The organism is Deltaproteobacteria bacterium (genome assembly GCA_016875395.1).
In the GTDB taxonomy this organism is placed as follows: domain Bacteria; phylum Myxococcota_A; class UBA9160; order UBA9160; family UBA6930; genus VGRF01.
In genome coordinates, this window is the sequence record VGRF01000022.1 from 16,526 (window position 1) to 31,236 (window position 14,711).

General features: G+C 70.2%; 12 protein-coding genes. 4 read left to right on the top strand and 8 right to left on the bottom strand.

Going from position 1 to position 14,711, the window contains the following annotated elements:
• The first annotated feature begins 1 nt into the window (after position 1).
• Positions 2-1,678, top strand: a complete 1,677-nt coding sequence (locus tag FJ091_15885; protein ID MBM4384833.1) for a heparinase II/III family protein — start codon at positions 2-4, stop codon at positions 1,676-1,678.
• A 50-nt stretch (positions 1,679-1,728) separates the two neighbouring features.
• On the opposite strand, the gene ligA is transcribed toward FJ091_15885, so the two are convergent.
• Complete coding sequence (gene ligA, locus FJ091_15890; GenBank protein ID MBM4384834.1) at positions 1,729-3,930, bottom strand: NAD-dependent DNA ligase LigA; 2,202 nt, start codon at positions 3,928-3,930, stop codon at positions 1,729-1,731.
• A gap of 9 nt (positions 3,931-3,939) precedes the next feature.
• Complete coding sequence (locus FJ091_15895) at positions 3,940-4,263, bottom strand: helix-turn-helix transcriptional regulator (GenBank protein MBM4384835.1); 324 nt, start codon at positions 4,261-4,263, stop codon at positions 3,940-3,942.
• 277 nt (positions 4,264-4,540) lie between these two features.
• On the opposite strand from FJ091_15895, the gene FJ091_15900 reads away from it, so the two are divergent.
• The 3 genes from FJ091_15900 (at position 4,541) to FJ091_15910 (ending at position 8,049) form a co-directional block, all read left to right on the top strand.
• A complete protein-coding gene (locus tag FJ091_15900; GenBank protein MBM4384836.1) occupies positions 4,541-5,935 on the top strand; it encodes a sigma-54-dependent Fis family transcriptional regulator in 1,395 nt (464 codons plus the stop codon).
• Positions 5,936-6,231: 296 nt separating this feature from the next.
• Complete coding sequence (locus FJ091_15905) at positions 6,232-7,020, top strand: SGNH/GDSL hydrolase family protein (protein MBM4384837.1); 789 nt, start codon at positions 6,232-6,234, stop codon at positions 7,018-7,020.
• Between the two features lie 6 nt (positions 7,021-7,026).
• Complete coding sequence (locus FJ091_15910) at positions 7,027-8,049, top strand: glycosyltransferase family 4 protein (GenBank protein ID MBM4384838.1); 1,023 nt, start codon at positions 7,027-7,029, stop codon at positions 8,047-8,049.
• Here FJ091_15910 and FJ091_15915 read toward each other — a convergent pair.
• The 6 genes from FJ091_15915 to FJ091_15940 form a co-directional block, all read right to left on the bottom strand.
• Positions 8,046-9,914 carry a hypothetical protein gene (locus FJ091_15915; protein ID MBM4384839.1) on the bottom strand — a complete coding sequence of 623 codons (1,869 nt, stop codon included), beginning with the start codon at positions 9,912-9,914 and terminating at the stop codon, positions 8,046-8,048. The genes FJ091_15910 and FJ091_15915 overlap by 4 nt on opposite strands.
• A complete protein-coding gene (locus tag FJ091_15920; protein MBM4384840.1) occupies positions 9,874-11,085 on the bottom strand; it encodes a hypothetical protein in 1,212 nt (403 codons plus the stop codon). Before FJ091_15920 ends, FJ091_15915 begins: the two co-directional genes overlap by 41 nt.
• A gap of 7 nt (positions 11,086-11,092) precedes the next feature.
• Positions 11,093-11,845 (bottom strand): SPASM domain-containing protein, encoded by a 753-nt coding sequence (locus FJ091_15925; GenBank protein ID MBM4384841.1) that lies wholly within the window; start codon positions 11,843-11,845, stop codon positions 11,093-11,095.
• A complete protein-coding gene (locus FJ091_15930; protein ID MBM4384842.1) occupies positions 11,809-12,648 on the bottom strand; it encodes a glycosyltransferase family 4 protein in 840 nt (279 codons plus the stop codon). The genes FJ091_15925 and FJ091_15930 overlap by 37 nt, the downstream gene beginning before the upstream one ends.
• Positions 12,649-12,720: 72 nt before the next feature.
• Positions 12,721-12,873, bottom strand: coding sequence for a hypothetical protein (locus FJ091_15935; protein MBM4384843.1), 153 nt, complete (start codon positions 12,871-12,873; stop codon positions 12,721-12,723).
• 48 nt (positions 12,874-12,921) lie between these two features.
• Entirely contained in the window at positions 12,922-14,709 is a 1,788-nt protein-coding gene (locus tag FJ091_15940) for a carbamoyltransferase (protein MBM4384844.1), read from the bottom strand.
• Positions 14,710-14,711 lie beyond the last annotated feature (2 nt).

Below are 14,711 nucleotides of genomic sequence, written 5' to 3' on the forward strand. Positions count from 1 at the left end.
CGTGGCAGGCGAGGCGACCAGGGGCGGAGCTTCCGAGGGCGTGCGCATCCCGACGCTGCTGCGCACGCTCTGGTACCTGCGCCCCGAGCAGATCGCGGGGCAACTGAAGCGCGCGCTGTCAGGGCGCGAGGTGAAGCCGCGTGCCTTCAGCGGCGAAGCGCCGCGTGCCGCGTTCGAGGCGCCGCGCGCGGCTTGGCTCCCCGCGCCGCCGCACGCGCGCGCGGCGAGTGCGGCGCGCATCGAGCTCATCCACCGCGCGCAAGGCAGCGCGAGCGCCGCCGAGATCGACTGGGCTTCGAACGCGCACGGTCCCCTCTTCGCGTACCACCTGCACCAGTTCGACTGGGCGCGCGACGCGCAGCTCGCGCCGGCCGAGCGCCTCGCCGCGATCGAGAGCTGGATCGCGCGCCATCCGCGCGGCGTCGGCTGGGACAGCGGCCCGATCAGCCTGCGCGCGTTCGCGTGGACGAAGCTGCTGACGACGCGGGCTGCGCTGCCCGAAGCGGCGGACACGGCGCGCATTCGCGCCTCGCTCGCCGCACAGCTCGAGACGCTCGCGGCGAATCTCGAGACGCACTTATCAGGGAACCACCTGCTCTGGAACCTGCTCGCGCTCGTGTTCGCCGGCGCCGCGCACGCCGGCGCCGCGGCGGATCGCTGGCTCGCGTTCGCGCCGCGCCTCGCCGCGGAGCTGCGCGAGCAGCTCCTCGAGAGCGGCCTCCACTACGAGCGCAGCCCGATGTACCACGGGTTGTTACTGGAGAACGCGCTCGATCTCGTGAATGTGGACGCGAGCGCGCCAGGGCGCCTCCCGCGCGAGCTGGCGTCGGAGCTGCGCAAGACCGCAGCGCGCATGCTCGGGGCGCTCGCCGTCGTGACGCACCCCGACGGCGAGATCGCGCTCTTCGGCGACTCCGCGTTCGGCATCGCTCACGTGCCCGCGCGGCTCGCGGAGTACGCCGCCGCGCTCGGCATCGCGCCGATCGCGCCGAAGGAGCCCGGCGTGCTGCGCGACGCCGGCATCGCGCGGCTCGAGGACGCGGCGCTGTGCTGCATCGTCACCGCGTCGCGCCCGTGGCCCGAGCACCAGCCGGGGCACGCGCACTGCGACGCGCTCTCGTTCGAGCTGAGCGTGGGCGGCGAGCGAGTCGTTACGGACAGCGGCGTCTCCGAGTACGCGCCCGGCGCGAAGCGCGACGCCTCGCGCGCGACGCGCTCGCACGCCGTGGTGCAGATCGACGGGCGCGAGCAGGCCGAGTGCTGGGCCGCGCACCGCATCGGCGGCCGTCCCGACGTCGCGCTGGTGCGCGCGGAGCCCGCTCGTTTCGTCGAGGCGGTGTGCGCGGGCTGGGCCACGCCCGAGGTGCTGCACCGCCGCCGCTTCACGCTCGAAGCTGGCGCGCTCGCGATCGCCGACCACTTCGACGCGCCAGCGCCGCACGCGCGCGCGTTCCTCCCGCTCGCGCCCGGCCTCGAGCCTGCGCTGGCGGGCCGCGCCGCGACGATCACGCTGCGCCGCGGTGGCGCGCTGCGCATCGCATTGCCCGAAGCGCTCGCATGGCGCATCGAGCGCGCGCCGTACTTCCCCGAGTTCGGGCTCGAGGAGGAGCGCGCGGTGCTGGTGGGCGAGGGCGAGAACGTGGTGCGCGCGGAGTGGCGGTTCGACGTGCTGCGCTAGCCGCGGCGAGCGTCACTCCGTGCCAAACCCCAGTTGACCTCCCGCGGGGCTCACGGCTCGAACAGATCCCCCGTCTCGCCCGGCTCCGGCTCCGCGCCCTTCTTCGCCTTCCGCCTTCGCTTCGGCTTGCCCTCGCCGTCGCTCGCGGCATCGGCTTTCGCGCTCGCGTCAGCGGGCAGCGCGCCTCCGGCGAGTGCGGCGAGCAGCGTGGCCTCATCGATCACCGTGACGCCGAGCTCCGCGGCTTTGCGCAGCTTCGAGCCGGCCGCTTCGCCCGCGACGACGTAGCTCGTCTTCTTCGACACGCTGCCTACGACGCTGCCGCCGCTCGCCTTGATGCGCGCCTCGGCGTCGGCGCGCGAGAGCGTCGGCAGCGTGCCCGTCAGGACGAACGTCTTGCCCGCGAGCGGGCCCCCCGCCACGGCGCCGGACGCGCGCACCTCCAGCGCGGGCCAGCGCACGCCCAGCTCGCGGAAGCGCGTGATCTCGGCTCGGTGCGCGTCGTCGGCGAAGTAGTGCGCGACGCGCTCGGCGATCACGGGGCCCACGCCGTCGATCGCGGTGAGCTGCTCTGCGCTCGCACTCATCAGCGCATCGAGATCGCCGAAGTGCGCGGCGAGCAGCTCGGCGACCGTCGCGCCCACTTCGGGAATCCCGAGCGCCACGAGAAAGCGCGGCAGCGTCGTCTCCTTCGCGCGCTCGATCGCGGCGACGAGGTTCGCCGCGCTCTTCTCGCCCATGCGCTCGAGCGCGCCCAGCGTCTCGGCGCTCAGCGCGAACACGTCGGGCGCGGCCGTGACGAGTCCGCTGTCGAGCAGCTGCGTCACGATCTTCTCGCCGAGTCCGTCGATGTCGAGCGCGCCGCGGCCGGCCATGTGTAGGAGGCGATTCTTCAGCTTCGCCGGACACGCGCGGTTCGGGCAGCGCGTCACCGCGTCGCCCTCGGCGCGCACGAGCTCGCTCGCACACACCGGGCACTCGCGCGGGAGCTTGTAGGGCTGCGCGTCCGCGGGGCGAAGTGACTTCACGACGGACACGATCTGTGGAATCACGTCGCCTGCGCGCTGGACGACGACCGTGTCTCCAACCCGCACGTCCTTACGGTCGACCTCGTCTTGGTTGTGCAATGACGCATTCGACACAGTCACACCGCCGACGAACACCGGGCGCAACTTCGCTACCGGCGTGACTGCGCCTGTTCGGCCCACGCTGGGGAAGATCGCCTCGACAACGGTGTTTTCCTGATGAGCCGGGAACTTGAACGCAATCGCCCATCGGGGTCTATCGGCCAGCTCGCCGAGATCCCTCTGCAAGGCAAGATCGTTAACGATGAAGACGACCCCATCGATCTCAAAGGGGAAGCTCTCGCGACGAGCCAAGTACTTGCGGTGGACTGCGACCGCTTCTTCGGCGCCTGAACAGAGCGTGCGTGTCGGCGTCGTGAAACCCCAGGCATCAAGGGTCGCAACGAGATCCTCTTGTGTGCGCGTGCTCGCGGGGAGTCCCTCGGCGATCGCGTAAGCAATGAATTGGAGTGCCCGAAGCCGCGGAACGTCGAGCTCATTGATCTGGCGCAAGGAACCAGCCGCCGCGTTCCGTGGGTTCACGAACGGATCGAGGCCCAGCGACTCGCGCGCGCGGTTTAGTCGTCGGAACCCCGCGATCGTCATCACTATCTCGCCACGAACTGAGACACGTTGCTGAAACGCGCGGATGTCGCCTCTCAGCGCGCGGGGGACGTTCACGACCTGCTTTAGGTTCGCCGTGACATCTTCGCCGACTCTTCCGTCGCCTCGCGTGGAGCCGACGCGAAGCTCGCCATCGACGAAGACAAGCTCAACGCCCAGCCCGTCGAGCTTGGGTTCAGCGAGGAGCGAAACCTGGCCTTCGCGATCCAATGATCGTTGGACGCGATCGACGAACGCTTGCATCTCGATTTCGTTCATCGCGTTGTTCAGCGAGAGCATCGGGCCTCGGTGCTCGACTGGTGCGAGGCTGGACTGCGCGTACGGGAGCTCAAGTTCGTCCTGGCGATGGGGTGCGCCGAACCCCTCTGCCGCAGGCGCCCCGACGCGTCGCGTCGGCGAGTCCGGCAGTACGACGCCGGTCTCTTTCTCCAGCGCCTCCAGCTCGCGGAAGCGCCGGTCGTACTCGGCGTCGCTGATCTCCGGCGCATCGAGCTGGTGATAGAGGCGCAGGTGCCGGTTCAGATCGTCGACGAGGGAGCGTAGGCGGGCTTCAGCCTGGGGCACGTGAGGCGCCTACGCCGCGCGCGTTCGCGTGATTAGGCGCGCGAGGTCGCGCGGCGTAGTCCCGACGGCGAGTAGCGAGCGAACCAGGAGATCGAGGCTCACCGAGCGATCCCCCGCCTCCATCTTTGCGACGCGCGATTGACTCGACTCGATCTTCAGCGCGAGTTGCGTCTGAGTGAGGCCCTCCTTGAGGCGGCGCTCCTTCAAGCCTTCCGCGAGCGCGAGCTTCAACTCGACGAAGGCCGCCTCTTCGTCGCCGAGCCCGAGGAACTCGCGCGCCGTTCCGACGGCCCAGCCACTGGCGACGAGACGCCTTCGCTTCGCTGCCTTCATCCCTTGTCTCCTTCGTCCAAAGCGTCGTACTCACGCAACCGCCGTCGGCAGCCCGCTTCGATGCGTGCCTCGGATGAGAACGGCGGTGTCTTGACCTCGCCCTTCAGCCAAACGACCGGCTTGTCACGCCCCGGCATTGGTTGAACATATGTCCGATCTGATATTCGAACAAGTCGAGTCGCGCCTCGGTTCCCCGGTCAAGCCGCCCCCCGCGCTGCGCCGATACGTCGCGAATCGTGGAGGATGCCATGGGCGGCGCGGGTGCAGGGGTGTGCGCGTGAGCGGGAAGGCGCTGCGGCGCGCGCTCGTCGCGGACGACTCGGCGGCCACGCGCGCGCGCATTGCGGACGTGCTCGCGGCGCACGGGCTCGCGGCCGAGCTCGCGGAGAGCGCGGAGCGCGCGCTCGGCCTCGTGCGCTCGGGCGGTCCCTTCGAGCTGCTGCTGCTCGACCTCGGGCTCGCGGGCGAGGAGGCGGGCGACTTGTTGCGGCGCGTGCGCGCGCTCGATCCGGCCACGCCCGTGGTGATGCTCGCGGGCGGCGGCAGCGCACGCGCGATCGTGCAGGCGATGCAGGCGGGCGCGAACGATCTCGTCGCGAAGCCGATCGACGATGCGGAGCTCGCGGCCGCGATCGACCGCGGCCTCGCGCGCGCCGCCGAGACGCGCACGAAGCCGCCGCGCCCGCGCGCCGAGAACGCGAGCGCGCTCTGGGACTCGCCGAGCCTCGCGCGCGTGCGCGAGACGATCGAGCAGATCGCGGACACGGACGTCGCGGTGCTGATCTCGGGCGAGAGCGGCACGGGCAAAGAAGTCGTCGCACGCGAGATCCACCGCAGCTCCGGCCGCCGGGAGCGCGCGTTCATCAAGGTGAACTGCGCCGCGTTGCCAGGCGAGCTGCTCGAGAGCGAGCTGTTCGGCTTCGAGAAGGGCGCCTTCACCGGAGCCGCGGCGCGCAAGATCGGCAAGTTCGAGCTCGCCCACGGCGGCACGATCTTCCTCGACGAGATCGGCGAGATGAGCGCCTCTGCGCAGGCGAAGGTGCTGCACGTGCTGCAGGACCGCGCGTTCGCGCGGGTCGGCGGGAACCGAGAAATTCAGGTGGACGTGCGCATCCTCTCGGCCACGCATCGCCCGCTCGCGGAGCTGGTCGAGCAGCGCCGCTTCCGCGAGGACCTGTTCTTCCGCATCAACGTGGTGAACGTGCACGTGCCGCCGCTGCGCGAGCGCCGCGACGAGATCCCCGTGCTCGCGAAGCACTTCCTCGCGCGCGCCGCCGAGCGCTACGGGCGCGCCGCGCCTAGGCCGAGCGCGCGGTTGATCAATGCACTCGATGCGCACGCGTTTCCGGGCAACGTGCGCGAGCTCGAGAATCTGATGAAGCGCATGGTGGTGCTCGGCGGCGAGTCGCACATCCTGCGCGATCTCGGCGCGCGCGCGCGCGGCCGAGGTCGCCGCCGCTTCGAGGATTTGCTCGCCGAGTTCGACGAGACGGCAGGCCAGCTGCCGCTGAAAGAAGTCGGCCGCCGCGCCGCCGTGCTCGCTGAGGCCGACACGATCGCGCGCGTACTCGACGGCACGCACTGGAACCGCCGCCGCGCCGCGCGCCTCTTGGGCGTGAGCTACAAGACGCTGCTCGCGAAGATTCGGGAGTGCGAGCTGAGCCCGGAGTGAGGGGCAGTGGGAGAGTTGTGAAGCCGAGTCGAGCGATTCTGCTCGCGGGACTTCTCGCAATCGTTGCGGCAGAGATCGGCCTCCGCGTTCTGACCAGTGCGGACAGCCGCTGGAACGTGCGGCTCGGCGCAGCGCGGGAGTTCGATCCCATTGCGGGGTTCCGCAACAAGCCGGGCTACGAGCTGGCGCCGGGGATTCGCACGAACGCCCTCGGCTACCAAGCGCCTCAGCCCCTGAGGGTCGCGCCCCCAAGCGGTGTGCGGCGAGCGATTTTTCTCGGCGACTCGAACTCGGTCATGCCGACGATCGGCGCGTATCCCCAACAGGTCGAAGCGTTGCTCGACGCGGAGCTCCCCGGCGAGATCGAAGTCGTGAACGCGGCGGTCCCGGGCTACTCGAGCGACAACGCGAGGAATCTCTTCGAGCACGAGTTGTCCCGATTCGAGGGCGACTACTTCTTCGTGTATCTGGGCTGGAACGATCTCGGACAGTTCGGGCCCGAGGGGCTCCCGTACAAGCGGCAGGCGACGGGCTACCAGGTGACGCCCGTCCAGCGCGTGCTGTCGAGCATCTATCTGCTTCGTTACGCATTCCTCATGCCGAGCATGCTCGATCGGGAGCGCGAGACCTTCGATCGTCCGCTCGACGCGCGAGAGCAGAAGATCTACGGCGACTACCGTCCCACACACTTCGAGCGCAACCTGCGGCAGATCCTCTCGCTGGCGAAGCGGCGCTATCCGCACGTGTTCGTGATGAACCTCGCGACGATCACCAACGCCGACCCGACCCCGTCCGAGTTGCAACGGGCTCACTTCCCACGCGGAATGGGGAAGAACATGCGCAAGCTCGACCTTCTGGTCAGGCACTACAACGACAGCGTGGCGGTGGTTGCGCGCGAGCAAGGCGTCTCGTTGATCGACTTGCACGCGGCGTTCGACAGCCGCGAAGCGCGCGAGACCTTCACCGACAGCTGTCACATGAACCGGGCTGGCGCGGCGCGAGTCGCGAGGTTGATCGCGGATGAAATCGGCGCCCTCGAGCAAACGCGCGTTCGGGATCTGGCGCGACCTGCCGCCGACTCATAGCCGCGCGTGAAGCCGCTTCGCCTGCTGCTGTTAGGGACGCTCCCGCCTCCGCCGGGCGGGACGACGCTCTTGTTCGAGCAGCTCGTGCGAAAGCTCGCTGCCGATCCCGCGGTGCGCGCGCACGTCGTCGACACGGGCGCGCGCGGGCTGTTCGCTCGCGCCGCGGTACTCGCGCGCTTCGCGGCCGCATTGCCGCGCTGCGACGTAATCGCGCTGCACGCGTCGCCGCCCGGCATCGCGCGTGCAGGCCCGTGGCTGCTGCGCTGCGGTAAGCCGCTCGTCGTGCGCGTGTTCGGCGGCAGCCTCGACGCGGACCTCACGAGTGGCGGCGGGCCGCAGCGCGAGCGACTCGAATGCGTACTCGCCGGCGCCGCGCGCGTCTTGGTGGAGACCGACCTCGTTGCGCAGTGGCTCGCGACGAGTCGCCCGCGCGTGCGCGTCGCGATCCAGCGCAACAGCCGCGAGCTCGCTTCGGGAGCGCCTGCGCCGCCCATCACGGCCAAGCACTTCGTCTTCGCCGGCAGCGTGAGCGAGGTGAAGGGCGTAGGAGAGCTGCTCACCGCGATGCAGGAGCTCGCGCGCGAGGGCGTCACGCTCGACGTGATCGGCGCATGCGAGGACGCGCGCCTGCGAGAGCGCCTCGCGCGCACAGCGGGAGTGCGGTACTCGGGCGAGCAGCCGAACGCGCGCGTCGTGGAAGCGCTCGCGAACGCCCGAGCGCTCGTGTTGCCCACGCGCCACGCCGCAGAAGGCCACCCCGGCGCGATCCTCGAAGCATTCGCGGCGGGGCGGCCCGCGATCGCGACGCGCTTCCGCGCGATCCCGGAGCTCGTCGCGCACGGCGAGAACGGGCTCCTCGTGCCGCCAGGCGATGCGCGCGCGCTCGCCGCTGCGATGCGCACGCTCGCGAGCGACGACGCGCTCGCTGCTCGCCTCGGCGCGGCGGCGCACGAAACCGCGCGCGCCTACGACGCCGCGGTTTGGGCGGAGCGCTTCGTCGCCGTGTGCCGCGAGGTGGCCCGCGCCTAGTTGCCGGCGGGGATCAGCAGCACCTGCCCGCTCTGACACCCGCGGCCCGACAAGACCGTGGCGTTCGTGACGGGTCTTCCGACGTAGCGAGTTGTGCCGCCGCGCGTCGCGAGCTTGGGCAGCGAAACTGCCGCGACCGCCGGGTCCGCTCTCCACTCGAGCTCGCAGCTGGGGTCGGGCAGGCGCGCGGAGTGCGCGATGAAGTCGCCCGCTGCCGTAGGCGCCAGCAGCGACGCACCGGCGCGCCAAAGCGTCCAGCGCTCTGCGTCGTGCCGCACGAACGGGTACGGGCCGATGACGGTGCGCGGATGCGTGCGCGCGTAGCCGGTGAGGTCGAGCGTGCCGGTCGCGTCCGAGTCGGCGCCGAGCAGCGCGAGCCAGCGCGGATCGTGGCGACTGTCGTCGCAGCCCTCGCTGCAGCCGACATCGCTCGCGCTCACGCTCGCGGCGAGCCGCACGCTGCCGGAGCGAAAGCCGGCGCCGAGGTCGATGCCGTTCCAATCGGGCTCCGCTTCGTGCGCGCCATCGAAGCCGCGGTCGCCGCCGACTTCGCCCGTGACGCGAAGCGTGCCGATCGGGAACTTCGTCTCCGGGATCGCGAGTCGGCCGCCCGGACAATCGTTCCGCGGCGGTCCGGCGAACACCGAGTCGACGAAGCCGGGCAGGCCATCGCGCGCGCCGCCGACGCACACGCCGCCGAACAGCCCGAGATTCGGCGCGCGCATCGGGCGATCGCCGCGCGCGTCGCAGCGTGGGGTGGAGCAGTGCGCGCCGCCTTCGCCCCTGAAGTCGACGCGCACGCGGTCAACGGTGCCGAACACGAGCAGGTTTCCGCCCGCGTTTCCTTCGACGACCCCTGATAACTGCAGCGAGCTCAGTCCGGAGTCGACGAACGTGCCGCAGGTCTCGACGCCGTCGCGCGCATCGCCGTCGTCGCCCACGCAGGCGCCGCCCGCCGCGAAGCTGCTGATTGCGCCGCCGCGTGCGGGCGTGCCGAACGCGATGCCAGGCCCCGCGTTCGCCGTGACGTACACGTCTCGATACGACGAATCTGCGGAGCCGAGCGCGAGGACGCCCCCGCCGCCGAACTCGCCGCAGCGCAGTCCCTGCACGCGCACGCCCCAGCTGTGGTGATGGATCACGCACGTGTCGTCGTGATCGCGCGCGGGCCAGCCCGTGGCGTCGAGCGTGAGCTTCGTGAGATCGGAGCGCATCAGGCCGTTCACGAACATCACGGTGCGGCCGGTGCCCCGCTGGCTGAGCAGCGTCTCGGGACGCAGCTCGGGCGCCACGCCCGCGCGCTGGCCGCCATCGCAGTCGCCCTCGAAGTGCACGCGCAGGAAGCCTGATAACTGGACGCCGCCGCTGATCGTGCCGCCCGCGTACTCGTGCGAGCCGGCCTCGTAGCCCGCAAGCCAGCCCGCGCCGAGGAACAGCGCCACGAAGTCGCGCGACTGCCCGCCCTCGCAGCGCACGCGCAGCTCGACGTTCTCGAAGTGAATGCGCGCGAACGCACCGCTCAGCGAGGAGCCGTCGGCTACGGGAGCGCCGCGAAAGAACTTCGCTCGCGTCGTGGGGATCAGCGGCACACAGGCGCGAATCTTCGATTCGAGCGGAGGCCCCGGCCTCGCGCCGCCGGTGCGGTAAAGCACCGGCACGCCGAGCGCATCCGCGCTGCCCGTCAGCGAGCCGGTCACCTTCACGAAGCGCGACGACGCGGATCCTTCGAGCAGCGGCTGGAGTGCCGCGACGATCGGGCGGCACGATGTCTCGCGGTCGAGATCGACCACCGCGTCCCAGCCGTCCTCGCGCGCGAGGGTGGCGCTAGCGAGCAGCGTCGTGAGCGCGAACAGCAGCTTGTGCATGCGAAGGCTTCACCCCCTCTTGAGCGAGCGACTCGAGCGAGAGCCGAAGGATGGCCGCTTCGCGCTCGCGCGTCCTGAGTGGATTCACGAGCAGCGCCTCCGTGGTTTGCGCATCCGGCCGAAGTAGCCGCACGGCAGGATGCGGGCGGCTCGCATCAGGCGTCACCGCCCACTCGTGCACGAGCCGCGGCTCGCCGCGCTCGACGAGCCACAAGGAGGCGCTCGTCTCCGCGAGCGTGATCACGCCGCGCTCGCCGCCGCGCGCGGCGGCGTAATAACCCGGGTGCGGCAGCTCGGCGCGCGACTCGCGCAGCGCACCACTCGCACGCTCCCAGCGCACGACGCGCTTCACCGCGCGTGGCGAATCCATCGCCCACGTCACGGCTTCGTGCGTGAACAAGAAGCTCACCGCGCGGAACGTCTGCGAGCCCGCGCCGACCCAGGTGAAGCTCGCGCCGCCGTCGCGCGAGTAGCCGATGCGGCACTCGGCGTCGCGGTCGCCCGTCGCGACCCAGAGCGCGGCGCCGTGCGGGTCCCACTGCACCGCGTGCACGTGGCGCACGGCGCCCGGCGCGAACTCGTGCGCCATTTCCCACGTGCGCGCGGCGTCGCGGCTGCGCCACACGCGGATCGTCTCGTCCGGCCCGACCGCGCCGGTCGCGTACTCGCCGTAATAGATCGCGCCGCTCGCGTCGCGCGTGAGCCCGTGTGGCATGAGCCCGCGCCCCCTGCCGGGGCCGAAGTAGCGCAGCGTGTGCACCCGCTCGGTGCCGCCGCTCGCCGTGTCGACGCGATAGGCGTCGCCGCCCGCGAAGACGAGCAGCGTGCGCTCGTCGAGTGCCATCGCCTCCACCAGCTCCTGATATCGCTGCGAGTCTCGGAACGTGCGCGAGTAGCCGGCCCACGCGGGGCCGAGGCGCGGCTTGATCGCAGCAACGCGCTCGAACGCGCCGCCCGCGCGGCTGCGGTAGAGGCCGTAGCCGCGGCTCGCCCACACCTCACCGCCGCGCGCGTCCTGCAGCACGAGGCCGTCTGCGCGCTCCGCCGTCAGCGCGCCGAGCTGCGCCGGTTCCCACGCGATCTCGCCCGGGATCCACAGCTCGTAGAGCGCGCCGAGCGCGAGCAGCGCGGCGAGCGCGACGCCGAACAGTCCGCGCCGGGAGAGCCTCACGCGCGCGTCAGCGCTTCGGCGCTTCGGGCGGGCCGTAGGGCAGACCCGTCTGCGAGCGCGGCCGGCGCACGGGATGGCCCGGCCGGCTCAGCGCGGGGTCGTACACGTCTTCCCACTTCACGCGGTTCGCCCACTTGCCGCTCGTGGCATCGATGCCGGTCTCAAAGATCACGAAGCAGCCGTCGCAGAAGTTCTTCTTCAGCGCGGGCTCCGTGTTCGCGCGCTCCGGATTCGAGACGAGCCGCCGCGAAGCCTGATAACTCGCGCCGTTCCAGATCTCGGCGAGCGGCGTCTCGAACACGTTGCCGAACACGCGCGCGTCGGCGCCCGGCGCGTGCTGAGCGGCCATGCGGTGCTCGCAGCACGGGATCACGTCGCCGTTCCATTTCACCACGACCGAGAAGTGCGGCCAGAAGCAGCCGGGTAGGGCGCGGTTCTTCTTCGGCCCGTGCACCGCGTACTGATCGGGCTCGCGGTCCGCGTAGTTGTGGAGCGCGCCCCAGAAGCTCGAGAAGCGGTCGACGCCGAGCTTTTCGCACAGCGCCTTCGCGGGCTCGACCTCGTCGAGGTTGTGCTGGTACTGGATGAACTGCACCTCGACGAGCGGGCTCTTCGCGCTGCGGAACTTCAGCGTGCTCTCGAGGTTGTCGAGCACCCACGCGATGCGGCCGCCGACGCGCGTCTTCTCGTACTTCTCCTGTGAGAGCCCGTCGACGCAAACTGTCAGGTGCGAAAGCCCGCTGTCCACCAACTCGCGCACGCGCGCATCCGAGAGCTTGAAGGAGTAGTTCGTGCTGATGTGAACCTGCAGGCCCGCCGGAGCTCGGCCGCGTCGAGCACGGTGACGAGGCCGTGCGCGAGCCCGAGCGTGCCGACGTAGCCGACGCGGAACGTGCCGCCGATGCCGTGGCGTGCGAGCAGCGCGGGGGTCGCTGCGCGCGGCGTCCAGCTCTCGTCGATGCCGTTGTAGACGAGCGCGATGCGCTGCTCGGGCACGCCGCGCGCGGCGATGTGCTGCGCGAACGCGCGCGTCACCACCACGACGCCGCGCGCGCGGCGATACAGCCAGCGCTCGACCGCCTCGAGCATCCGCACGGCGAGCGAGCCGCGCTCGAGCTGCCCGAGCGCCACGATCGACTCGGGCCAGAGGTCGCGTACCTCGAGCACGAAGGGTCGCCGCTTCAGCGCGGCAACTACGGCGCCCGCGATGAAAAAGAAGAACTGCTGGCTGGTGGCGACCACCACGTCGGGCCGTTCGGCGCGGAACGAAGCGAGCACCGCGGTGAGCATGAAAAGCACGTAGTTCGCGGTGCGCTTCACGAAGCCTTCGTTCGCCGTGACGTACATCCACGTACGGATCACGCGCACGCCTTCGATGCGCTCCTCCTGGAGCCACCGGTTCGCGTAGCCCGCGAAGAGCTCCCCGCGCGGGTGATTGGGCACGCCCGTAATCACCGTCACGTCGTGCCCGTCGCGCGCCCACACGCGCGCGTGCTCGTGCACGCGGTTCGCCGGCGCGTTCACCTCGGGCGGGTAGTAGTGCGTGATGAAGAGGACCCTCACGGCACGGCGACCCGCAGCGTTGTCGGCGCGCGCGCGCGTGGACCCCCTCCACGCGCGCGGAGCGCAGGCGCTCTAGAAGAGCGTGTAGATGAAAGGCGCGACGGCGGAGACCTGTGTGAAGACGATCAAGGCGGAGAGCAGCACGAGCGTCACGATGATCGGCCCGAGCCACCACTTCTTGCGCACGCGCATGAACTGCCAGAGCTCTGAGAGCAAGGAACCCATCGTTTCGTCTCCAAGAAGTCTGTTAGGGAGATCGCTGCTTCGCTCGCCCTAGTCGAGTGCGAAGCGATCGCGCCAATCGAAGTCTTCGACGAGCTCGGGCTGATCCGCCTTGCGCAGGATCTGATTGCCGAGCACGAGCACGTCCATGTTCGTGCGCATGAAGCACAGGTAGGCGTCCTCGGGCGTGCACACGATCGGCTCGCCGCGCACGTTGAAGCTCGTGTTGATCAGCACGGGGCAGCCCGTGCGGCGGTCGAACTCCTTGAGCAAGCCGTAGAACTCGGCGTGCTGGTCCTCCCGCACGGTCTGCAGCCGCGCGGAGCCGTCGACGTGCGTGATGCCCGCGAGCGCGCTCGTGTAGCGCGTGACGGGGCCGTCGCTGCGCTGCACCTCGAGCCTCTCGAGCTGCTTCACCTGACACACGAGCAGCATGTACGGGCTCTCGCGGTCGATGTCGAACCACTCGCCCGCCTTCTCGGCGAGGCACGCAGGCGCGAAGGGCCGGAAGCTCTCGCGGAACTTGATCGCGAGGTTCACGCGCTTCCAGTTATCACGGTTGCGCGAGTCGGCGAGGATCGAGCGCGCGCCGAGTGAGCGCGGGCCCCACTCCATGCGGCCCTGGAACCAGCCGATCACGGCCTGCTCCTCGTCGAGCACGCGCGCGGTCTCCTTCAGCATCTCCTCGCGCGAGTAGACCTGATACGGCGCGCCGCGCTTCTCGAGGAACTTGCGGATCTCCTCGTCCGTGAAGCTCGGGCCCCAGAACGCGTGCTCCATCTTGAACTTGCGCGGGCGCTTCAGCACCGCGTGCTCCGCGAAGAGCGCCGCGCCGAGCGCGCCGCCGGCGTCGCCCGCGGCGGGCTGGATCCACACGTCGTCGAAGATGCCCGCGCGCATCAGGTGCCCGTTCGCGACGCAGTTGAGCGCCACGCCGCCCGCGAGCACGACGTTCTTCATCCCGGTCTTCTTGCGCAGATCGCGCGCCATCGAGAGCACGATCTCTTCCGTGACCTTCTGGATGCTCGCCGCCACGTCCCAGTGGAAGTCTTCCATCTTCGACTCGGGCAAGCGCCGCGGCTGGCCCATCGCTTCTTCGAAGCGCTTGTTGGTCATGGTGAGGCCGTAGTCGAACGCGAAGTACTTCATGTCGAGCTTGAACGAGCCGTCCTCGCGGATGTCGACGAAGTGGCGCTTGATCAGGTCCGCGTACTTCGGCTGCCCGTACGGCGCAGCACCCATCACCTTGTACTCGGCGCTGTTGACCTTGAAGCCCAAGTAATAAGTGAACGCGCTGTAGAGCAAGCCGATCGAGTGCGGGAAGCGGATCTCGTTGATCAGCTCGATCGAGGTGCCGCGCCCGACGCCCGCGGTGGTCGTCGCCCACTCGCCCACGCCGTCGAGCGTGAGGATCGCCGCCTCTTCGTACGGCGAGGGATAGAACGCGGACGCCGCGTGGCTCTGGTGATGCTCGGCGAACAGGATCTCGCCCTCGTAGCCGAGCGCGCTCTTCAGCGCCTTCGGCACGAGCAGCTTCTCCTTCAGCCAGATCGGGATCGCTTTCGTGAACGACGGCAGCGAGCGCGGGAACGTCGCGAGGTACGTCGTGAGAATGCGCTCGAACTTGAGCAGCGGCTTGTCATAGAAGACGACGTAGTCGAGATCGCCGAGGCGCAGCCCGGTCTCTTGGAGGCAGTAGTCGACTGCGCGCTTGGGCACCGACTCGTCGTGGCGCTTGCGCGTGAAGCGCTCTTCGTGCGCCGCGGCGGCGAGCCGGCCGTCGACGAGCAACGCCGCGGCGGCATCGTGGTAGAAGCAGGAGAGGCCGAGGATTTTCACGA

Bases quoted from the DNA above. Each gene is read 5' to 3' on its own strand.
- FJ091_15895 (MBM4384835.1), bottom strand. From the start codon at position 4,263: ATGAAGGCAGCGAAGCGAAGGCGTCTCGTCGCCAGTGGCTGGGCCGTC.
- FJ091_15905 (MBM4384837.1), top strand. From the start codon at position 6,232: ATGCCGACGATCGGCGCGTATCCCCAACAGGTCGAAGCGTTGCTCGAC.
- FJ091_15915 (MBM4384839.1), bottom strand. From the start codon at position 9,914: ATGCACAAGCTGCTGTTCGCGCTCACGACGCTGCTCGCTAGCGCCACC.
- FJ091_15935 (MBM4384843.1), bottom strand. From the start codon at position 12,873: ATGGGTTCCTTGCTCTCAGAGCTCTGGCAGTTCATGCGCGTGCGCAAG.